Origin of the sequence: Gaoshiqia hydrogeniformans (genome assembly GCF_049347105.1) — a bacterium.
GTDB lineage: Bacteria > Bacteroidota > Bacteroidia > Bacteroidales > Prolixibacteraceae > Gaoshiqia > Gaoshiqia hydrogeniformans.
The window spans coordinates 2,227,489-2,248,609 of the sequence record NZ_CP186334.1; the positions used below are offsets into that span (position 1 = coordinate 2,227,489).

Consider the following 21,121-nt stretch of genomic DNA (forward strand, 5'->3'; position numbering starts at 1 on the left):
AATTATCCAATTCCCCTGTGATTTTCGCCGATCGTACCAAGCTTAACCGTTCATTTTTATATCTTTGCCAAAATTTTGGCGAAACCTGACTGGCGGGGGATAAAACATTTGCCCATAGCCAAAAGGGCCAAAATCGGAACCGGAAAGATCATTAATCCAAAATAATACGCGATGAATTTTGTTGACGAACTTAGCTGGCGTGGCATGATCCACGATATCATGCCAGGAACGAAGGAACAATTGGATCAGGAAATAACAACGGCTTATGTGGGCATCGACCCGACAGCCGACTCATTACATATCGGTCACCTGGTGGGCGTCATGATGCTGAAGCATTTTCAGTTATCGGGCCATAAACCGCTTGCCCTGATTGGCGGCGCCACCGGTATGATTGGCGACCCCTCCGGAAAATCGCAGGAACGCAACCTGCTGGATGAAGCTACGCTGAGACACAACCAGGCCTGCCTGAAGGCGCAGTTGTCGCGCTTTCTCGATTTTGATTCGGATGCGCCCAATGCTGCCGAGTTGGTTAACAATTACGACTGGATGAAAGAGTACAGTTTCCTGGAGTTCATTCGCGATATCGGGAAACACATCACGGTAAATTACATGATGTCGAAAGACAGCGTGAAAAAACGATTGAGTGAAGAAGCCAAAACAGGCATGTCGTTCACCGAATTTTCGTACCAGCTGGTGCAGGGAACCGATTTCCTTCACCTTTACCGGACAAAAAACTGCAAACTTCAGATGGGCGGCTCCGACCAGTGGGGAAATATTACTACGGGAACTGAACTGATCCGAAGGAAAGAGGGAGGCGAAGCTTTTGCCCTCACTTGCCCGCTGATCACCAAGGCCGACGGGACTAAGTTCGGGAAGACCGAATCGGGCAATGTGTGGCTGGATGCCAGGTTAACGTCGCCGTATAAATTCTACCAGTTCTGGCTGAATACCTCGGACGAGGATGCGGAACGGTACATCAAAATATTCACCCTACTGAAGAAAGACGAAGTGGAGGACCTGGTTGCCAGGCATCAGGAAGCGCCCCATTTGCGCGAACTTCAGAAGAAACTGGCCGAAGAAGTCACCGTGATGGTCCATTCGCGCGCCGATTTTGACATGGCTGTGGAAGCGTCGCAAATTCTGTTTGGAAGCGGAACTGCCGAAAATCTCCGTAAACTGGATGAACAAACCTTCCTGGCTGTTTTCGAGGGAGTCCCCCAGTTTCAGGTTTCCAAAAACGGACTTGACACGGGCGTTCCCGTGGTTGACCTGCTGACCGACCAGGCTGCCGTATTCCCGTCGAAAGGCGAACTGCGCCGGACGATTAAGGGGAACGGGCTGGGCATCAATAAAGAAAAAGTCAGCGATCAGGAACTGATCATCAATAGCAGTTACCTGATTGGCGGCAAGTATCTGCTGATCCAGAAAGGGAAGAAAAACTATTTTCTGCTGATCGCGGAATAATTCCGCTCGTTTAAATCCCGATGAATCAACCCGCCTCCCGGAATCTCACCGTGTGAGGGTTGATTCATCTTTTTTTGGCACATGCCGGCAAAAAAATGGCCCCCAAAGTCGGGAGCCATTCTTGCAGATACAGGTTAAACCTGTTGCTATCTTTTTACACGTTCGCTGTAGCTCCGGTCGCGCGTGTCAACTTTAATCACTTCTCCGGCTTCGATAAACATCGGAACCATAATTTCGGCGCCGGTTTCCAGGGTTGCCGGTTTCAGCGCTGTTGAACTTGCCGTATTCCCTTTCTCTCCCTGAATGGTTGAACTAATTTCGAGTTCCACAAAAGGAGGCAGTTCGGCGGTAAGCGGGGTTTCTGTTTCGGCGTGGAAGTTAATTTCAATCACCTGGCCTTCTTTCATCAGGTCGGCATTCTCAATCAGGCCATCAGCAATCGAAACCTGCTCAAATGTTTCGGTATGCATAAAATTAAAGCCCATATCGTCTTTATACAGGTACTGATACGGACGCCGTTCAACACGTACGGTGGTAATTTTCACGCCCGAATTAAAGGTGTTTTCAATGACCTTCCCGGTTTTAATATTTTTCAGCTTTGTGCGGACAAAAGCTGCTCCTTTGCCTGGTTTTACATGTTGGAATTGTACAATGGTGTAGAGTTGATCGTTGAACTCAATGGTCATTCCGTTCTTAAAATCAGCTGTAGTTGCCATATTTGGATGTCTGTTTTAGTTTTTCGAAATTTTGCGCAAAGGTAAAAAAATCTCAATAAATAGCACGACCGTTCGACTTTAATTCAACAAGTTAAAATTCAAGCTCGTAAGGTTTATTCCCGTGTTGCTCTGAATATTGTTTATAGGATTTGAGTTCGCATTTTAGCGCTCCGATGTTCATGTCAAACTCAAGCAGTAAAGGAATCCGGTTTGCGTCCTTGGTGATGTAGAATTTCAGCCCGTCAGATCGTTTCAGCAATTTCCCTTTATCAACATAGGGCGATACGATATGGCACTCAATCTCGCCGATTTTTGTCGATATCTTTTCAGTTCCCAGGTATTTGGCCACCATGACAAACTCTTTATCGGCATGAAAAACGGGTATTTTAAATTCTTCGCCTTTATCCAGCTTGTCGAGATAATGGTTGTGGCGAAGGTAGAAGAATGCCGAAAGCATGTCTACCAGGTTGGGAGGTACTTTTCGTCCGCCCGAACGCTGACTGAAAATCGAGTCGTTATCGTGGAAAAAGAAGGCTTCGTTGTAATACCGGTACTTTCGTTCCTTGATGTTACGGATCGCTTTGTAGGGTAAAAAAGTTTCCGGGTTTACCGTACTTTCATAGATGTCGTGAACACTGAAAAGCTTATCGGCCAGGCCGACAGTCTTTCCTTCGAGGTGATAATGGATCGACGGTTTGTTCTCATAAACGGTATTGCTGGCTTTCAGTACCGCGGTGCCTCCTTTTATGAACCCGTAGCGGAGTTCATATTTCAATCGTTCCACCGGCTGGGCCACAACGCCAGTCAGGGAGAACAGGAAGAAGATTAACAAGACATTTTTCATTTAACGTGTTTTTAGTTTTCTGATAGCAGATTTATGCCCTCGCGACTTTTACCGGTGTTTATCTGTTCAGGATGTTTTTTCGCGGTTTCCCGGCGATGAAATCTTTCAGATAAAACGGTTCGAAGTAAGCCAAATCTGCAAATTCATTGTTTTCAAGCGCTTTGTTTGACAGGGAACACATAAATTGTGCCGAAGTTTTGATGCCGTCAATAAAAAGCACATTCGGACGCTCCATCACCTCCCGGCATTTAGCGGCCCCGTTCCCAAAAATTACCAGCTGGGTTTCTGCCGGAATTTCGAGAAATGACGCCTGGTCGATCAGTTTGGCCGAAACAGGCGCAAGTTCTTCTCCCTGAGCGTTGTACAAGGCAGTATAAACTTCCATTCTCCGGGCATCGATCATGGGGCAAAATACCTGGTTGCCATTCATCGCTAAGTCCCATTTCCCGGCTTGAGAACTGATGTGCAAACTCATGGCTTGCAGTGGATTGATGGCGATGAGCGGGAGTTGGTTGGCATAACAAAGGCCTTTGGCCAACGATACGCCGATTCTCAGGCCGGTATAAGATCCCGGCCCCCTGCTTACCGCAACGGCCGAAAGCCGGTTAAACTCCAGCTTGTTTTTTTGCATGATCTCCTGAGCAAACACGCTCAGCAGGCGTGCATGATTTTGCCCTTCGTCGCTTTCCACGATATCGATTAACTGCCCGTTTTCGGAAAGGGCCACGCTGCACACGTCTGTCGAAGATTCCAGGTTTAAAATGAATGCCATGTTCAATCTGTATTTAGACACAAAAATAAGGATATTCGCCAGATTTAGCTGCACGAAATGAACACATTGATCCGAGCTGCCCAGTTCCGGGGAATTCTTTTTCGTGAACAGCGGGTTCGTATCAAATTTTTATTAGTTTAGTCCTTGGAAATACAGGGGCTATGTACAGAACAGCAATTATTGATGACGACCAGCTGGCCAGGCGGGTTTTATCACAAATTATCAGTCAGAATTTCACCAATATTGAGATTGTTGGGGAAGCCGACTCAGTCGATTCCGGCACTAAACTGATTATTGAGGAAAATCCTGATCTCGTGTTTCTGGATATTGAAATGCCTGACGGGACCGGTTTCGACCTGATTGATAAACTTCCGGAAGTGAATTTCCGGCTGATATTTACTACCTCGTACAACGATTACGCCATCACGGCCTTTAAGTACTCGGCCTTTGATTACATTGTGAAACCGGTACTCCCCGAGAATGTAAAATCAACCATTTCACGGATCAAAGATATCCGTTTTGTTCACGGCAAACACGAGCTCGACCTTTTGAGAAACCAAATCGGGGTGAAAGAAGATAAAACCGATCCGATTATCGCGCTTCCCGAAATGAACGGTTTTGCCATTATTAAGGTGAAGGATATTTTACGTTGCGAAGGCGAACGCAATTACACCCGGGTTTATTATAAAAACGGAACATCCATCCTGATCAGCCGTACCCTGCTCGAGTTTGACCAACTGCTGGTTCCACACGGGTTTTGCCGGATCCACCGTTCCCATTTGGTCAACATGTCGTGCATCAGCCGTTATCTAAAAACCGACGGCGGAGTGGTTGAAACCATTGATAAGTGCATCCTGAAGGTTTCGCCCAAATACAAAGATGAATTATTGGATAAATTACTGTATAACAGACTGTAATACATTATCTAATACCGCCACCTGTTGGACAGGGCAACCAGCGACAACATCACGGGCACTTCAACCAAAACGCCAACGACGGTCACCAAAGCGGCAGGCGATTGCAGTCCGAACAAGGCGATGGCCACCGCAACAGCCAGTTCGAAGAAATTACTGGCGCCAATCATAGCCGCCGGCGAACAAATGGCGTGGGGCAACTTCAGCCAGCGTCCGCCAAACCAGGCCATAAAAAAGATAAAGTAGGTTTGGATCACCAGGGGGACAGCGACCAAAACAATGATCAGCGGCCGTTCCGTGATTGTTGTTCCCTGAAAGGCAAATAACAACACCAGCGTGGTCAGTAAGGCCATAATGGAAACCGGCTTGAACCGGGGCAAAAATTGTTGTTTAAACCAGGTTTCTCCTTTTGCGCGGATCAAAATTTTGTGCGTCAGATAACCGGCCACCAGGGGAACAACCACAAAAATCAGGACACTGGCGACCAGGGTGCTGTAAGGAATCTGAATATTTGTAATTCCGAGCAAAAAACCAACAATCGGCACAAAGGCAACCAAAATAATCAGGTCGTTCACCGAAACCTGGACCAGGGTATAATTTGGGTCACCATCGGTGAGGTAACTCCAAACAAAAACCATGGCGGTACAGGGGGCTGCTCCCAGTAAAATGGCCCCGGCAATGTACTCGCCGGCCTGATCGGGTGAAATAAATGCCGCGTATAGCTTCGAAAAGAAAATCCAGGCAAAAAAGGCCATGGTAAACGGTTTGATTAACCAGTTGATCACCACCGTAAGGATCAGGCCTTTCGGTCGTTTGTTCACCTGTTTAATGCTGGAAAAATCAACTTGAAGCATCATCGGGTAAATCATCAGCCAAACAAGGATGGCGACAGGGATATTCACCCGAAAAACTTCCATATGACTCAGTACCTGAATGTGATCGTCTGAAAAATGGCCGATGGTAATCCCGGCGGCAATGCACAGGGCAACCCACAGGCTGAGGTACTTCTCGAAAAATCCGATTTGGCGTTTTTGATTTTTCATGGGTTACAACTGAGGTTTCATTTGTTCGGTATAGAGTTTCCAAAAACCTTCCCTGATTTCGTCCCTGACGCGGATAAATTCGCTCCGGATAAATTCGTCGGTGCCGGTTACATGCGACGGATCGTCGAAACCCATATGCAGCCGGTTTTTTACCTTGCCCAGAAATGCCGGGCAGTTTTCATTGGCGCCGCCACAAACGGTAATCACGTAATCCCATTCCCGGTCGAGGTAGAGATCAACCGGGTCGGACGTGTGATGACTGATATCGATGCCGATCTCTTTCATCACGGCAACCGCTTTCTGGTTCAGTTTTCCTGAAGCTTCGGTTCCGGCCGAGCAGACCGTGATATTCGGGTCAAACGACTGCAAAAAACCATGCGCCATTTGGCTTCGGCAACTATTGCCTGTACAAAGAATTAATACGTTCATTTTTATAGAATTGGATTTTTAATCGTTGATGCTTCATTTGAATGACTTCCATGATTACACGAAAAGTTATCCGGCAACTCAACCGCTTTCAGAAAATGATCGAGTACCGCTTTCATTTCTTTTAATTTGGAAGGATCGAGGCAATAATTCACTTTCACCCCCTCGGTGGTTCCTTTGATCAGCCCCAGGTTTTTCAGCTCTTTTAAATGCTGGTTCACCGTAGTCCTACCCAAGGGCAATTCATTCGAAAGGTCGCCGGAAATGCACCCCCGCGTTTCGGCCAGGTATTTTAAAATGGCCAGCCTTGCCGGATGAGACAAAGCCTTAAAAAAGCCTGCTGCAAGCTGAAGTTCATGGTCAAATAATTCAATTTTTGCCTGTGTCATGACAGAATCTGTTTTAATGGCGTAAAAATACGTCATAATTCATTGCAACGTGTAAATACGTCATTAAATTTTGATTAATCATTTCTGCTATGAAAACGGCAGGGAGTAAAGTTATTTTCGCAGGCAGTTGGCACACAACCTGATTTCGGGGCGCAACGTTAACCGCCCGAAAGGAATGGACTGGCGGCAACGGGTGCAAATACCATAGTCGGCATCGTTCACCACCGTTAAGATTTGGCTGAGTTGGTCAATCCGGTTTTGCAGGTTACGCATGCTGGCATCAAAAACACTCTTGTTGTTAATGGCGTCCATCCGCGAAATACGGCCAATGGCATCGTCGGGCGAAATGGGACCGGTAAAATCCTTCAGCGTATTCGTTTTCTTTTTTAGTTTGTTGATTTCTGAATGGATGATCTCAACGAGTTGTAACCGTTCTTCTTGTGTCATCTTTATCTGGCTATTGTTCAAAAATAGGCAATAAAATCGGCTTTAGCCAATATCAACTGAATGTCAAGTTTTATAAAATTTTATTCGGGATATTGTGAAAAGGCTGAATTTATCAGCTAAACTTCTACTTTTGCCGCCCCTAATCCGAGAAATTAATCACCATCCTTTCCTTGCCGACGAAGGTCGCCGGAAGGTTTAGCCAAAATCAATTGTGACAAAAATACCTGGTCGAACACCCGTTTGGTCAGGAAGCAGATAACTTTTTAAACTTGTTTAATGAAGAAGATTTTTAATTTATTCGACCTGAGACAGAAAGTGGATTATAAAACCGAAGTCCTGTCCGGTTTAACAGTGGCCCTGGCCTTAATCCCCGAAGCGATAGCCTTTGCGTTCATTGCCGGATTGTCGCCGTTAACCGGTTTATATGCCGCGTTCACCATGGGTTTGGTTACTTCCATTTTAGGGGGACGCCCCGGAATGATTTCAGGAGCAACCGGAGCTGTTGCTGTAGTTATTGTGTCGTTATCATTATCACATGGTCCGGAATATATATTTGCCACGGTTATTTTAGCCGGGGTCATGCAGGTTTTAGCCGGGGTATTCCGGCTGGGGAAACTGATGCGCTTAGTCCCTCATCCGGTGATCTTTGGTTTCGTGAACGGTTTGGCCATTATCATCTTTATGTCGCAACTAAACCAGTTTAAAGATGCGGGAGGTCATTGGTTGACTGGCCAGCCGCTCTATATATTACTTGGATTGGTTCTGATTACCATGCTTGTTATCTGGGGATTACCACGAATGACCAAAGCAATCCCTGCTTCGCTCACCGCCATTTTGGTGGTATTTGGAATAGTCGCTTATTGGGGAATCGATACCAAAACGGTAGGTGATATTGCATCCATCCAGGGGGGCTTTCCTCCATTTCATTTTCCAACAGTTCCTTTTAACCTCGAGTCAGTGATTCTTATTTTTCCTTACGCCGCAATTATGGCCGGCGTTGGCCTGATTGAAAGTCTGTTAACCCTCAATATCATTGATGAAATCACTGAAACAAGGGGAAGAGGGAATAAAGAAGCTGTTGCCCAGGGAACAGCCAATATATTATCCGGCTTGTTCTCCGGCATGGGAGGTTGTGCCATGCTGGGACAAAGTTTGATCAACATTTCGTCGGGAGCGAGAGCCCGCTTATCGGGCATTGTGGCGGCGGTTATGCTCCTTGTGTTTATCATGTTTGGCTCCGGTTTAATTGAGAGATTGCCTATGGCTGCCTTAACCGGGCTGATGATTATGGTAGCGATCGGCACATTCGAATGGGCAAGTTTAAAGACCTTCAACAAAATGCCCAAACAGGATATCTTTCTGATGGTTCTGGTGACATTCGTGACCGTCTGGTTACACAATCTGGCCTTGGCGGTAATCATCGGGGTTATTCTCGCTGCCTTGTTTTTTGCGTGGGAAAATGCCAAGCGCATTCGTGCCCGCAAACGTATCGACGAAAACGGCATCAAACACTACGAAATTTACGGTCCGTTGTTTTTTGGCTCGGTGACTGCATTTAATGAAAAGTTCGACGTGTTGAATGATCCGGATGAGGTGGTCATTGATTTTGCCGAAAGCCGGGTGATGGACATGTCGGGTATTGAGGCCCTGAACAAGCTGACAGAGCGCTACCTGAAAGTGGGTAAAAAGCTGCACCTGAAACACCTCAGCGCCGACTGTCGCCAGTTGTTGTACAATGCGGATGCCATCATTGATGTGAATATTATCGAAGATCCGACTTACCGGGTAGCGGTCAATCGGTTTAAGTAGGCCAGACGTAGAACAAGGAGGGTATCCGCTTCTACGACATGGCATCCGGGGTAAAGGAAGGGCTTTCTTCTTCGGCGCTGACCAAATCCGAAGATGTAGCTTGTTTTTCGTTAAACGTACAGGTAAATGTGTCTTTCACCCGTTCAGACAGGTAGAAGTACGGAATCCATATGGCTGCGTAAATAATTTCCCGGCCCAGGGTTGAATAATCCGGGGAGAGTCCGAATTTTTCAGCAATGACGGTTTCGTCGAGCAGGATCCCGGCGAGGGCAAAAAGGCGGAAGGCGATGTACAGCACCGGAAAGCTTGATCGTTTTTGGTTCATCAGGATCAGCAGGAAAACAGCAAAAATAATAAGCGTCAGGTTGAAGAGCAGTTCGAAAAAGTAGGCGGGCGCTGAAGCCAGCATCGAACCTGATTGCTGAGCCAATGAATTCTCCCAAACCTGGGCGTTGAAAAAATTAATTTGAAAAAGCTGGTAGGTCACAAGAACCGGCGTCAGGTATAAACCAATTACCGGAATGATCAGCCATCCGGCGAATGGAAGTGGTTTTTGAAGAACCGGCGCTGTTCCAAGGTCAAGCGGGTATAACATTTTCAGGCCCATGATGGCGCCCAGCGAGAACAGGATGGCGGTGATAATGGCTGCCCAGAACGGGCGGAAGCGGTCGGCGTCGGTCATTCCCCAAGAAAGATTGATATCGCATAATCCCGACAAGTCATTATAATCTTCAAAATAACCGGCCAGGTTTTCGATGGGGACATGATCGGTCTTCGTTTCGTACAGAAAGTGAATCCGGTAAATGTGCGTGTTGTTATCTGTTTCTGTAAGGCGAATAAACCGGAAGGCATCATTGACAATACTGTCCGTTTCGTTTTCGAGGCCGATGTTTTTGTGTTTGGGGAGATGCAGCGAGATGGTATGTTCTGCCGAAACCGGGTGAAACAGCGCCAGGGGCATGTTGCGCTCCTGGTCTTTCGAGTAGCTCAGATATTCGTACAGATTAAACGGTTCAAAAACGGCATATAATTCCGGATTACTTTCTTCCCGTTTTTTCCAGGGAGATGAGATATAAAACTCTTCGGTGATTTTGAAGGTATTCACCTCGGGGTAGTCCCGGTAAGTCAGCGCCGAATCGTTGGCCCAGCGAACACTGTTAAAATAAGCGCTGTAAAAATTCAGGTACAGGTCCCGGATTTCGTAGACCGACTTATTCTGGTGGCTGCTTCGTTTCGTGTTTGCCAGGTTCCCGTAGTAGTTTGTGATTACCTGGTACGAAACATCCGACACGCTGTCGGTGAGCCAATAGTGTTCGTTGATAACAATCCGGTCCTGATCCTGTTCGGGTATTTCTTCCGGTCCGGCAGCAGAATCATCCACAACCAGCGCTTTGGCATACTGTGGAAAACAGAGGTATTCCAGGGCGCCTTTTTGTTGCGACAGGGTCGGATCGACCCAGTAGTCGGTTTCTTTCCAGCGAAACTTCACAATCACATGGTTGAAAACGAAGGGTGAAGGGACGTGGTCGTTCAACTGTTTGGCGATGCTTGTATGAACCAATGCCGGCCAGGCGTCGACCCCGATGCGGCGCAACAAAACAGCCAGCAGGTACGATTTGTCTTTGCAATCGCCAAACCGTTGGTCCAGAATTTCTTCCGGGTGATGCGGCTTGTGCGAGAAAATGCCCATTTCCATGCCCAGGTAACGAATATCGTCCTGCACGAAACGGATTAAACGAATCAGGTCGTCATCGCTTGCCTCAAATTTTTCCTTTTTTATGAAGTTGTCAATCAGCGGTGTTTGAATATCAAAATCGAACAATTGATTCTCCCACTGCTTCACTTCAGCCCAATCTTTGAATGAGCTGATCTCGGCAGCCGGGAAAACAGCGTACCAGCCCGGGGTTTTATCATCCGTGAAAATCGGTTTTACTTCTTTCAGGTGCCATTCGTAACGTGTTAAATTGCCTTCGCGACTGACTGACGGCTCGCTGGCGCCGGCAATCAGTTGGTATTGGATATGCTGATCGGCATGAACCAGGGTACTTTTGTAAAGTTCGAAAACTTCCTGGTTGTAGGCCAGTTGGTGGTTGCTGTAAACGTGTTTGCCCCAGATCGGGTTTTTGCCTCTCAGCGTGATTTCGTATTCCAGGATATCGCCAACCCGGACATCTTTTAAAATGGCAAGGGCCGACCAGCTGCCGTCGTAAATCAACCGATCGGCATTTTGCTCGTTGCGCATCAGTTCAATCTGTCCGCGCTTTAGTTGGTCGATTGTTTTGTCGCCCCGGTGAATGTGTATTTTGTTGATAACCAGTTTCTGATAGGATGGGTCGAAACTAAAGTATAACTGCGAGTTGTTTTGGACACCGTTTTCATTGTTCAGACGGATACAGTAGCGATAATTGTATTCTTCGGTCCATTCGTTTTCCTGCCAGTCGATCAACAAATAACTGATTTCGCCATTCCTCGAAAAATCCCGGGAGTTTAGTTGAAAATCAATGACTTTCTTCCATGCAGGAGATCTCTCTATCGTGTAATCCGGATTAGGTGCCTGGTAGCTCTGAAGCGACAAAACCAACAACAAGCTTAACAGAAGAAAGGGCTTCATCAGGTTTTTTTGTTAGAATAAGTTTTTAAAGATATTCATTTTTTAGTATCGTATGAATAATTCTACATTGACAGATTAAGATTGGCGTTTAATTTTATTTATTTTTTATTTTTTCGAACAGCCCCATCAGTTTTGTGTTCAAAATATGGTTGATTTCTGCTTCGTGTTCGCCAATGGGCTTCACCGGGATGAGGTCCGTTACTTGTTCGGGTAAAAGACCATGATCGAAATAAATATCCAGCGCAGCCTGCAGGCTTTGCCTGACAGCGGCCTTCGTTTCTTCACTTGTCAGCCCCATCGGTTCGCCCAACTGAGTGAGTTCGTTCCATTGAAACCAAAAATAAGTGGGCAACATGGCCGACAGGATAGCGTAGGCTTCCAATTTGGCTTCGGCCACTTCGAACGTGGTCCCCAGGAGCCTGAGTAAGTCCAGAAGTTCACTTTTCTCAGCCGGACTAAAACCTGTTGCAAAAGTTACCGGGTTGTAACCTTCGTTGATGTACGACGTGGCATTGGGAATCATGCGCAGTATGTTCGGGGTTTTCAGTTTGGAGGCGATTTGCCCGATGGTAATTTTTGGCGCCAGTGAAATCACCAGGGCGTCAGTTGGAACCGTGTCGGCAATTTTATCAAGTGTTTCCATCATCACGGGCGGGTGCAGGGCAAGGAAAACGCTTGGCTGACTGCCAGCTTGCTGCAAATCGCCCGTTTGGATAAAGGGGAACTGCTGTTTCAGCGCCTGAAGGACTTCGGCATTGGTATCAAAAACAACTACCGATTCAAATTCGTGTTTCTTATTGGTAAAAGCCTGGAGAAAAATCCTGGTGATGCGGCCACCACCAATAAAACCGAGTGATTTTGTTTTCATAGTTGGTGTTTTTATGGTTCTTTAAATTCAGGATGTTGATTCCGGGAAATATCCGGAATACGAATACTATTTCATAAGCCGGTAATGAATATCGGAAAAAACCTGATGTCCCAATGATTCATCGTGGCAGGAATTACAGGTCATTTTAGTGGCAGTATTGTTCAGTTTGCCCTCGCCTCCATGACATGCCATGCACGTTTGAACGGTTTCGTCGCTGTGGGTATTGGTCAGATAAGCATTGTTAAAAACAGCATTGAGCGATTTAACTACTTGTGCCGTCACATCTGCCGTAAGGCGACGGCAACGTTCTTTTCGTTCTTTGCTGTCAATTTTTACCCCCGCTTTTTTACTCCAATTCGTATTTGACACATGGCATAAAACTGAATTGGAGGCATAAGCCGGAATTTCCAATTCAGCCTGATCCGGGGTGAAAGAGGGATGAGGTTCTTTTTCATACCATTGAAAAAGATCGGTGATCAAACTGTCGCGAACCGTTTTATCGGTGACAAACAAGCCAAACAAAGCCGCTGCACCGTTCAGCGCGCCGCATATGGTCCCATAGCCGCCTATGCCGCCATGACCGTATCTGAACATGTGGCAAGGGTACGATGCGAAGGGTTCGCCGTGTATTCCGGCTAACTGCGAAATAACACTTTTAAATGTGGCATACATGCAACTACCCTCGGGATATAGTTGATAGGCCAGGTTTTCGGTAACTTCAGGGTCTAATTGATGATATACCCATTGGTTGTCGGCCGGCTGATAGGTCAATTCACGGGCTTCGTTATCAACCGGATGTTTGTGTTTAAATGCATTGGCCAGTGTTAAATAAGCGGTTCCTCCACCTGCCAGAATACCGGCTGTTATTTTCATCGCGTTACGTCTGTTCATGTTCTCTTTTTTAGGAATAGTTTTTTTACAACTGAAAATTAAGGATTTTTACTATTAAAAGAATGTTCCGTACAGAAGTCCGGAAACCGTTGCCATGATCACCACCAAAACGACATAAACGGTGGTTTTTTTTGTGCCCATCACACCACGGATGACCAGCATGTTGGGCAACGAAAGCGACGGTCCGGCCAGTAATAAAGCCAGAGCAGGACCTTTCCCCATGCCCGAAGCGATCAACCCCTGAAGGATAGGTACTTCGGTGAGCGTGGCAAAGTACATAAAAGCGCCCACTATGGAGGCAAAAAAATTGGCCATGACAGAATTTCCGCCAACCAGCCAGGCAATCCATTCGGCAGGAATAAGCCCGGCAATAGCCTGGTCATCGTGTGTTGACCCGAGTAAAAACCCGGCGGTAACCACCCCGACAGCCAGCAAGGGCATAATCTGTTTGGTAAATCCCCACGACGAAAGCGTCCACTCTTTGTTGTCTTCGTCTTTTTTATCGTAAAGCGTGATCAGGCTCAATGCGGCGATGCCAACCAACATGGGCACCAGCGGACTTAATTTGGGATTGGCGATGCATGTCGTTGCCAGGACTGCTGAGAGTCCGGTAAGCAACACAGCCCCTGCCACCCATTGCCATTTAATTTTCAGAATGAAGATGAGCGACCAGGCCAGAAACAAGCCAAAGAGCCCGGTGATCTGCCATTTGTAATGCCAGATCAGATACCAGGCGCTGCTCGTATCTCCATTCGACGGGGCGCCCCAGTTGGCAAAAACCAGGATCAGGATCAGCGTGAAGAAGTGAAAGGATGTTTGCCACATCGGCCGTTTTTCGGGCGGCGGAACGATGTTCATCTGCTGCTCCTTCTTCACCTTTTCTTCTTTCCTGTAAATGACAGACATGGCCGAGCCAATCACGATGCTGAACACCACGGCGCCGATGGTACGGGCAACACCCATTTCAACCCCCAGAATACGGGCGGTAAGAATAATGGCCAGAATATTAATGGCAGGGCCGGAATAAAGGAAGGCAATGGCTGGTCCCAGTCCCGCTCCGCGCTTATGGATACTTGAAAACAAGGGCAGAATGGTACACGAGCATACCGCCAGTATGGTTCCCGAAACCGAGGCCACCGTGTAGGCCAGCCATTTTTTTGCATTGGCCCCAAAATATTTTAACACTGAGCCCTGACTGACGAAAATCGAAATCACACCGGCAATAAAAAATGCCGGCAACAGGCAAAGCACGACATGTTCGCGGGCATACCATTTTACCAGGTCGAGTGTGGCTGCAATGGCGGTATTAAACCGGGCGCTTTCGATGGGCAGGAAAAAAGCGAGCCCAAAAAGCACGGCAATCCAGATCAGTATTTTCAGTTCTTTTTTAGTTTCCACGCTTGTGATTGATGAATGATGCTAATAGTTCGCAAAAAAACGAACAATGAGTATAAAAAAATTTAAAAGATCAAAACGGCCATGTAATAAATTCCAACCCCGATAAATAAGATGGCCACTACCCGGCGGAACCACCATTCGAAGGTTTTCATTTTATTATAAACGGTCCCGAGCGAACCCACTGAAAAAGCAATCAGCCAGGCAAACAGGATGACCGGAATCCCGGTGGCAAAAGCAAAAACAACGGGCAGGTATAAACCCGACGCGCTGCTGACAGTCATCGGAATTAACATACCAAAATAAAGCACCCCACTATACGGGCAAAAGGCCAGCGCAAATACGATCCCCAGGAGCAAAACACCCCAAAACCCTTTGTTGGAGCGGGTCTCCATTTTCTCAGTCAGTGATCCGATGCCCGGGATTTTAAAGTTGAGCAGACCAAGCATAAACAGCCCGATGAGGATGAGCAATGGCCCCAGTAACTTTTCGCCCCAGGTGGAAAAGAAACCCTGGAGGCTGAATTGTTCGGCGCCAAAGAAGAAGAATAAGCCGATGGCTGTGTACGAAACGGCGCGTCCGAGCGTGTAAACAAGTCCATTGTAAAATACGGTTTTCCGGCTTTCGATATCTTTACTGATGTACCCGATGGCCGTGATGTTGGCGGCCAGCGGGCAGGGACTGATGGCCGTCATCAGTCCCAGTATAAAAGCCGAAAACAGAGGAAACTGTGAATTTTCCAGGAAGTTTTGCAGAATCTCCATGTGCTTACTTCATTGAATCGATCGTCGATTTCAGTTTGGCTTTAAACTTGTCCGGGTTTGTACGCGCGTTCAGAAAAGCGTCATTGGTCAGGTTCTCCACTTTGTCCCCGTTAACGATCAGCAAAGTTTGTCCGCTGATTTTGTACTTTTTGATCAATGGATTTTTGCTGTCTTCTTCGCGGTTAATCGACTGGAAGGAAACTTTGTCTCCGTAATATTCTTTCAAGGCCTCCTTCGTAACGGTTTCAACGGCCTGGCAGGTGGCGCAACGGCGTGTGGCATGAAAATAATAGGCTTTTACAGCAGTTTCACCTGCTTGACCGGCGCAACAATTGTCACCCGTGGTCAGTTCGGCCACTTTGGCGTCGCAACATTGGGCATTGGCTGAAAAAATACCGGCTACCAGGATTAGGAACAGAATAAAGGTCAGTTTTTTCATGGTGATGATTATTTGGTTAATAAAGATTTGATTTCGGCGGCACTGGGTACTTTTCCTTTTACAAGGACCTTTCCGTCCACGACCAGGGCCGGGGTCGTCATAACCCCGTAGTTCATGATGTCGACAATGTCGTCCACTTTGGTAACCGAGGCGGTAATTCCGGCTTCGGCTACGGCTTCGAGGGTTGCTTTTTCGAGCGCTTTGCACTTGGGGCAACCGGTCCCTAACACTTTAATGTCCATTTGAATGAATTTTAAATCGTTCAGATCCATATCGTTTTTTTAATCAGTTTCTTTATTCGCCATTCGCAAAACAACGAACAATTGGATTAAATTTTTTAATAGTCCAGAAATTTTTTAAATAATTCCTGCGCTTTTGCCCAGTTTTCCCGGTTGATGCAATACTTCACCTTGGGCGCTTCAATTTCGCCCTGGATCAAACCGGCCTCTTTTAATTCTTTTAAATGCTGCGATAAGGTTGATTTGGCAATGGGCAGTACGTCCGACAGATCGCCGCTGTAACAGCACGACTGTTTGCTTAGCAGTTCCAATACATACATGCGTACCGGGTGCCCCATTGCCTTGGCAAAACGGGCAGCCTGAATTTGTTCTTCTGTCAATACCGTTACTTCGTCCATTTTAATTTGTTCGTAAAATCACGAACAAAGGTAAGAAGTTTTTCAGTTTGTTATCTGCTTGGAAGGCAAAATTCAGGGAAATAGCTTTTAAACGTTATGAGGTGCCCCAACCGCTAACGACCCGGCCGGAATCATTAAGCCAAACCGTTTCATTTTCAACCCTGACTTCTATCTGAAAATCAGCATTGTCTGTAGCCTTATAAATAACTATTTCACCTTGCTCCATAAACTATTTCGATCAGAATTAACCGGCACTCGTTATTTAAATTTTCTTCCCAACCACCCCAAATCCTCAACATCACTTTTCCCATAAACCCCGGCGGGTGTCGTTCAACCGGGAACAATCGCCGGGCGCTGCACGCCGCTCATGTTCCTATTTATTGGGCTTAGTTTTTTATTCAATGGTAATAGTATTGTTTTTAAAGACTATACCTCCCTTCATTACAAACATGACATTTTCTATTGTTGCAATATTATCTAATGGATTTTCTTTTGTAGCAATAATATCAGCTAATTTCCCAATCTTAATAGAACCTATCATGTTTTGCCAACCTAACACATTTGAGGCAACTATAGTAGAAGATTGAATCGCCTGCATTGGAGTCATTCCCCATCTTACCATAATTGAAAACTGTTTAACATTCATCCCGTGAGGATATACGCCAGCATCAGTTCCAAATGCTATCTTCACACCTGCTGCCAAAGCCTTTTGGAAAATCTGTTGTTGTTCAATCGCTACCAGTTTTTCCTTATTTATTATTGTCATTGGGTATCCTTTTTTAACATACTCACTTAAAATGTATTCATCAACATAACTATCCTGAATAAAATAAGTGCCTTTGTCTTTCATCATTTGAATACATTCATCATCAATTAAACAACCATGCTCAACAGAAGAGACACCAGCCAGGATAGCCTTTTTTGTAGCCTCTGAACCCATTGTATGTGCACAGGTTTTCGTTCCCCACATTTTTGCCTCAGCAACAATTGCATTCATTTCCTCCTGGGAATAGCGAGGACCTGAAAAACTCCCTTCTTCAAGTATCCCGCCGCTAGCATAGAACTTTATTACACCTGCTCCATTTTTTATCAGGTAACGAACTTCCTTTTTAATTGCATCAACCCCATCGGCAATACCAGTCATCTCTATTGGCAACTTAGAATCCAGCCATGGTGAAAAACCTACCAAATCACCATGTCCTCCAGTACAACTTATTCCCACTCCTGCAACCTGAAGTCTTGGTCCAGGTAAATCTCCTTTATTGATTGCATTCCGCAAAGCGACATCAATAAATCCAAATGATCCAAGATCACGGCACGATGTAAATCCTGCTTCCAATGTTTTTTTTGCATAAAGTGGGGCTAATACTGCAAAGTCAACTAAAGATTTCCGAAAAAGATCATCGTAATAATCACCAGTTTGCCAAGTTAAATGTGTATGACAATCAATTAAACCCGGTAGAACAGTATAGTTACTTAAATCATAAACCATAGCATTTGGGGGTATTGCAACATTTGACCCTATTGCCTTAATTGTATCCTTTTCAATTAAAATGATTTGATTTAAAAGCACTTTGCCATTTTCAACATCCAACAGTTTTCCAGCTTTAATTATCTTAACATCTATAACTTGCGCATTAGCGAATTTTATGGAAAACAGCAGATTTGAAATTGCAAATAAAAGTATATAAATCCTTTTCATATAATTGATTATTAGATGTCTCTTAAAATTAAGCCTAACGGTACATGTAAAATCGTTGGGGATTGCGGGCTTCAAACCTATCAAACCATTGCGTTTTTGAAGCAGGCTACCGTTGAAGTTACTACTGTCACGCCTATTTTGTATATACATTGTTGTGCTTTCGTGCTTTATTTATCAATCTTCTTTTGGTTTTCGATATAAACATCGTCTGCAAGTTTTTTCAATGCCTTTAATGAATCCTTTTTGTCTAATATTTCCTGTTGATAAACAGCCATTTCTCTCAATTGCATGAATCTTTCCGGTTTTCCAATTCCTTTTTTAATCAATTCTGCGTTTAGGCTTTCAATATTGGATAGTACTGCTAATTCATTTATGCTTGCAAAGTCTCTAATATTTAAATCCTTTTTTGCTTGTTCTGGGTTCAAGTCTCGCCAGTCTTTTGCTGTACAATTAAATAATGCAACGTTCAATAAATCTGCTTCTTCGGCATAAATTAACCATTCTTTGTCCTTCGTGTAATTTTTCTCTGGTACAATGTGTTTCTGAACTGCGTCAGTTTGTATATGATAATTTGCTTTACTTAAAATTCGTTTTACATTCCATTCAAGATTATATTGGTTGCTTTCTATTTCCTTATAACGCTGGTATTCTTTTATTAGGTACAGTTTAAAAGTCGGGCTAATTGCTGCGCCAAATTCAAAAGCAATGTCTCTATGCGCATAAGTTCCACCATACCGACCAGATTTTGAAATTATTCCAATCGCTCCTGTTTTTTCCGCCCATTGTTTTGGACTTAATACAAATGTTGGTAAACCAGCTTCCATTTTAAAGTGGTCAAATTCGGCCACATTAAAGTCTGGATTATACATTGTCTCCCATGTTCCAAGGAATTCAATAGTTGTTCGCGTTCTAATCCAGTTTTTGATTACATCAGCGGCTCTGTTATCACCTTCTTTTGCTTTTGCCATATCAGTCAGACAGATGTAATCCTCTTCCTCAATTTTTGTAATTGAGATTATTGCATTTCTTATGTCTATTGTGTTTATTTTACTCATAATCAAACATTTCCAAAGTGGTCAAATTCGACCACATTAACTCTCTAATTTATTCAAATGTACATTTTTTGGTTCTGATTATGAAATTCTGTTCAACTGATTGCAGGAACTCTCTTAGCATGAAGCAGTAGAGTAGAGCCTGACAGTCCATTCTCATTTTGCACATAAATGTACAAATTTGAACGGACTGTCAGTACCCCCTGCATCAAACCGTATCCCGAAAAATCCGGAACAGGCTGTGGACTATTCGCTCATACGGCTTACCCCCCATCCAGATCGAAAATCCGGCGTTAACCGGATGGCATATCCGGGCCAGCCTCAAACCGCCTGCTTTAGTGCATATCCTGATGAGCCGGGGCAGGTTCGCAAAACCGGACCTGCCGGACCGGGAGTTTGATGTTATTCTTTTTGTTTTATAAACCCGATGGGGCTACGCGATTTGGCAGCAAGTTTCTGTTTCATGGCCAATTCGGTCAAGGCAACATAGATGTCGTCAAACTTCTCTTCATTCTCTTCGCTGATTTCCTCCAGGGCTTTGATGCGTTCCTTAATTTCTTCCAGTTCCCGGGAAAGAGATGAAGGAGCAGCCTGGACCATGTATCTCCGGATAGCAATAAATGCCCGTATGATATTAATGTTAACCTCAATGGCCCTCGAGCTCTTCAAAACACTCGAAAGCATGGCCACACCAGGCTCAAGTTATGGCACAGCGCCCCCCAAATAGCTTTTGGATGGTATCACATTTTGTGATACCAGTTTATTTATCTCATTATCTACAAGTTCAAACATAAAATCGGGAGGAAATCTTTCGATATTCCGCCTCACGGCTTGTTTTAAAACCCGCGTCTCAACTTCGTATAGTTGCGCCAAATCGAAGTCCAACATAACCTGCTGACCCCTGATCTCGTGAATTTTGCTTTGAATAACCTGTAACTCCATCATTTAAACTTGCTGTTGTTCCGGTACCTGCACAATATTAGCCAGCCGTTATTTCCTTTCCCTCCAACCGGGAATAATCGCTGGGCGCTGCACGCCGCTCATGTTCCTATTTATTGCCCACCGTTTTTGTTATCAATCCACCAATAATTCCTTAATTGTCATTTTGACTTTCTCAATTTCTCTAACTGTCAAGCCGTCTAATGCTTTATAAATTCGTTGCTTATCAATTGTCCGAATTTGGTCAAGAACTATCCACCCTTTTTTATTGTCGTGTTTAACTTCAATTCTTGTTGGATATTTTTTAGATTGGGTTGTCATTGGTGCAATAATTACTGTATTGAGATATTTATTCATCTCATTGGGTGAAATAATTACACAAGGTCTGGTCTTTTTAATCTCACTACCAACTGTTGGGTCAAGATTTACCAATACTATCTGATATTGTTTTAAATCCATTCTTCAAAGTTTTCGTCTTCAAAAACATCATTCATTAACGCTTTGTCATCACCAGACTCATGCATTTTCTTGAATGCGACGTCCCAACCTTTACGAGGATTTACTTTTGCCTTAATCACAATATGTCCTTTTTCTAATATCATTTCGACTGTGTCTTTGATATTATATCTTTCTAAAAGGCTTTTGCTTAAGCGGATTCCTTTTGAATTACCAATTTGTATAACTGAAACATCCATAATTTTCGTTTTTTGTGTAATCACAAAGTTATTACATTATTTCAAATTATCAAAGGATTCCTGTCTTTTTTAAATGGTGGGCAACGGACGGCCTGGAGTCAGACTGTGCCGGGTTGAGCTGTAACAAGGCAAATAATGTAGCTCTTGTTCCCAAAATCATTGCACGGCATGGTTCGCAAAACTGCGCCTGCCGGACCGGGAGCTTGATGTTATGTATACCAGAATGGCAGCCTTCTTTTCGGAAAACCCGGAAAGCCAACCCATTTTAAAAAGCAGTAAATGCAAGCATTTTTTGAGCTGTGCC

General features: G+C 45.0%; 24 protein-coding genes. 3 read left to right on the forward strand and 21 right to left on the reverse strand.

Features of this window, described 5'->3' with window-relative positions:
• Window positions 1-171 precede the first annotated feature (171 nt).
• The gene (gene tyrS / locus ACOIT5_RS08940) at window positions 172-1,464 is read left to right on the forward strand and encodes a tyrosine--tRNA ligase (protein WP_423130122.1); all 1,293 of its coding nucleotides are present in this window, start codon (window positions 172-174) and stop codon (window positions 1,462-1,464) included.
• Between the two features lie 146 nt (window positions 1,465-1,610).
• Here tyrS and efp read toward each other — a convergent pair whose 3' ends face one another.
• The 3 genes from efp to tsaB form a co-directional block, all read right to left on the reverse strand.
• Complete coding sequence (gene efp, locus ACOIT5_RS08945) at window positions 1,611-2,180, reverse strand: elongation factor P (protein WP_423130123.1); 570 nt, start codon at window positions 2,178-2,180, stop codon at window positions 1,611-1,613.
• A 91-nt stretch (window positions 2,181-2,271) separates the two neighbouring features.
• Window positions 2,272-3,024 (reverse strand): DUF3108 domain-containing protein, encoded by a 753-nt coding sequence (locus ACOIT5_RS08950; RefSeq protein WP_423130124.1) that lies wholly within the window; start codon window positions 3,022-3,024, stop codon window positions 2,272-2,274.
• A gap of 58 nt (window positions 3,025-3,082) precedes the next feature.
• The gene (tsaB, locus tag ACOIT5_RS08955) at window positions 3,083-3,796 is read right to left on the reverse strand and encodes a tRNA (adenosine(37)-N6)-threonylcarbamoyltransferase complex dimerization subunit type 1 TsaB (RefSeq protein WP_423130125.1); all 714 of its coding nucleotides are present in this window, start codon (window positions 3,794-3,796) and stop codon (window positions 3,083-3,085) included.
• A gap of 161 nt (window positions 3,797-3,957) precedes the next feature.
• Here tsaB and ACOIT5_RS08960 point away from each other — a divergent pair, with 161 nt between their 5' ends.
• On the forward strand, window positions 3,958-4,713 hold the full coding sequence (locus ACOIT5_RS08960; RefSeq protein ID WP_423130126.1) for a LytR/AlgR family response regulator transcription factor: 756 nt from the start codon (window positions 3,958-3,960) through the stop codon (window positions 4,711-4,713).
• Window positions 4,714-4,721: 8 nt separating this feature from the next.
• Here the strand turns inward: ACOIT5_RS08960 and arsB are convergent, their stop codons facing one another.
• The 4 genes from arsB to ACOIT5_RS08980 form a co-directional block, all read right to left on the reverse strand.
• A complete protein-coding gene (gene arsB / locus ACOIT5_RS08965) occupies window positions 4,722-5,753 on the reverse strand; it encodes an ACR3 family arsenite efflux transporter (protein ID WP_423130127.1) in 1,032 nt (343 codons plus the stop codon).
• Window positions 5,754-5,756: 3 nt separating this feature from the next.
• Window positions 5,757-6,182: an arsenate reductase ArsC gene (locus ACOIT5_RS08970; RefSeq protein WP_423130128.1), complete on the reverse strand. Its 426-nt coding sequence runs from the start codon at window positions 6,180-6,182 to the stop codon at window positions 5,757-5,759.
• Between the two features lie 2 nt (window positions 6,183-6,184).
• The gene (locus tag ACOIT5_RS08975; protein WP_423130129.1) at window positions 6,185-6,568 is read right to left on the reverse strand and encodes an ArsR/SmtB family transcription factor; all 384 of its coding nucleotides are present in this window, start codon (window positions 6,566-6,568) and stop codon (window positions 6,185-6,187) included.
• Between the two features lie 111 nt (window positions 6,569-6,679).
• The gene (locus ACOIT5_RS08980; protein WP_423130130.1) at window positions 6,680-7,015 is read right to left on the reverse strand and encodes a TraR/DksA C4-type zinc finger protein; all 336 of its coding nucleotides are present in this window, start codon (window positions 7,013-7,015) and stop codon (window positions 6,680-6,682) included.
• A 276-nt stretch (window positions 7,016-7,291) separates the two neighbouring features.
• On the opposite strand from ACOIT5_RS08980, the gene ACOIT5_RS08985 reads away from it, so the two are divergent.
• On the forward strand, window positions 7,292-8,824 hold the full coding sequence (locus tag ACOIT5_RS08985; RefSeq protein ID WP_423130131.1) for a SulP family inorganic anion transporter: 1,533 nt from the start codon (window positions 7,292-7,294) through the stop codon (window positions 8,822-8,824).
• A 31-nt stretch (window positions 8,825-8,855) separates the two neighbouring features.
• Here the strand turns inward: ACOIT5_RS08985 and ACOIT5_RS08990 are convergent, their stop codons facing one another.
• The 14 genes from ACOIT5_RS08990 to ACOIT5_RS09055 all read right to left on the reverse strand — a co-directional run bounded on the left by ACOIT5_RS08990 (window position 8,856) and on the right by ACOIT5_RS09055 (window position 20,817).
• A complete protein-coding gene (locus ACOIT5_RS08990; RefSeq protein WP_423130132.1) occupies window positions 8,856-11,435 on the reverse strand; it encodes a DUF3857 domain-containing protein in 2,580 nt (859 codons plus the stop codon).
• Between the two features lie 94 nt (window positions 11,436-11,529).
• Complete coding sequence (locus ACOIT5_RS08995) at window positions 11,530-12,303, reverse strand: pyrroline-5-carboxylate reductase family protein (RefSeq protein ID WP_423130133.1); 774 nt, start codon at window positions 12,301-12,303, stop codon at window positions 11,530-11,532.
• 66 nt (window positions 12,304-12,369) lie between these two features.
• Complete coding sequence (locus tag ACOIT5_RS09000) at window positions 12,370-13,194, reverse strand: C-GCAxxG-C-C family (seleno)protein (protein ID WP_423130134.1); 825 nt, start codon at window positions 13,192-13,194, stop codon at window positions 12,370-12,372.
• Between the two features lie 54 nt (window positions 13,195-13,248).
• Window positions 13,249-14,592: a permease gene (locus ACOIT5_RS09005; protein ID WP_423130135.1), complete on the reverse strand. Its 1,344-nt coding sequence runs from the start codon at window positions 14,590-14,592 to the stop codon at window positions 13,249-13,251.
• Window positions 14,593-14,654: 62 nt separating this feature from the next.
• Window positions 14,655-15,353, reverse strand: a complete 699-nt coding sequence (locus ACOIT5_RS09010; RefSeq protein ID WP_423130136.1) for an aromatic aminobenezylarsenical efflux permease ArsG family transporter — start codon at window positions 15,351-15,353, stop codon at window positions 14,655-14,657.
• A gap of 4 nt (window positions 15,354-15,357) precedes the next feature.
• Entirely contained in the window at window positions 15,358-15,792 is a 435-nt protein-coding gene (locus tag ACOIT5_RS09015; RefSeq protein WP_423130137.1) for a nitrophenyl compound nitroreductase subunit ArsF family protein, read from the reverse strand.
• Window positions 15,793-15,800: 8 nt separating this feature from the next.
• Window positions 15,801-16,034: a thioredoxin family protein gene (locus ACOIT5_RS09020; RefSeq protein ID WP_423130138.1), complete on the reverse strand. Its 234-nt coding sequence runs from the start codon at window positions 16,032-16,034 to the stop codon at window positions 15,801-15,803.
• 95 nt (window positions 16,035-16,129) lie between these two features.
• Window positions 16,130-16,429, reverse strand: a complete 300-nt coding sequence (locus tag ACOIT5_RS09025) for an ArsR/SmtB family transcription factor (RefSeq protein WP_423130139.1) — start codon at window positions 16,427-16,429, stop codon at window positions 16,130-16,132.
• 394 nt (window positions 16,430-16,823) lie between these two features.
• Complete coding sequence (locus ACOIT5_RS09030; protein ID WP_423130140.1) at window positions 16,824-18,131, reverse strand: metal-dependent hydrolase family protein; 1,308 nt, start codon at window positions 18,129-18,131, stop codon at window positions 16,824-16,826.
• A gap of 167 nt (window positions 18,132-18,298) precedes the next feature.
• The gene (locus ACOIT5_RS09035; RefSeq protein ID WP_423130141.1) at window positions 18,299-19,186 is read right to left on the reverse strand and encodes a KilA-N domain-containing protein; all 888 of its coding nucleotides are present in this window, start codon (window positions 19,184-19,186) and stop codon (window positions 18,299-18,301) included.
• A 399-nt stretch (window positions 19,187-19,585) separates the two neighbouring features.
• Window positions 19,586-19,873, reverse strand: coding sequence for a hypothetical protein (locus ACOIT5_RS09040; RefSeq protein ID WP_423130142.1), 288 nt, complete (start codon window positions 19,871-19,873; stop codon window positions 19,586-19,588).
• A gap of 12 nt (window positions 19,874-19,885) precedes the next feature.
• Complete coding sequence (locus tag ACOIT5_RS09045) at window positions 19,886-20,128, reverse strand: ORF6N domain-containing protein (protein ID WP_423130143.1); 243 nt, start codon at window positions 20,126-20,128, stop codon at window positions 19,886-19,888.
• Window positions 20,129-20,257: 129 nt separating this feature from the next.
• Window positions 20,258-20,581, reverse strand: a complete 324-nt coding sequence (locus ACOIT5_RS09050; RefSeq protein ID WP_423130144.1) for a type II toxin-antitoxin system PemK/MazF family toxin — start codon at window positions 20,579-20,581, stop codon at window positions 20,258-20,260.
• Complete coding sequence (locus ACOIT5_RS09055; RefSeq protein ID WP_423130145.1) at window positions 20,572-20,817, reverse strand: AbrB/MazE/SpoVT family DNA-binding domain-containing protein; 246 nt, start codon at window positions 20,815-20,817, stop codon at window positions 20,572-20,574. The genes ACOIT5_RS09050 and ACOIT5_RS09055 overlap by 10 nt, the downstream gene beginning before the upstream one ends.
• Window positions 20,818-21,121: the final 304 nt, after the last annotated feature.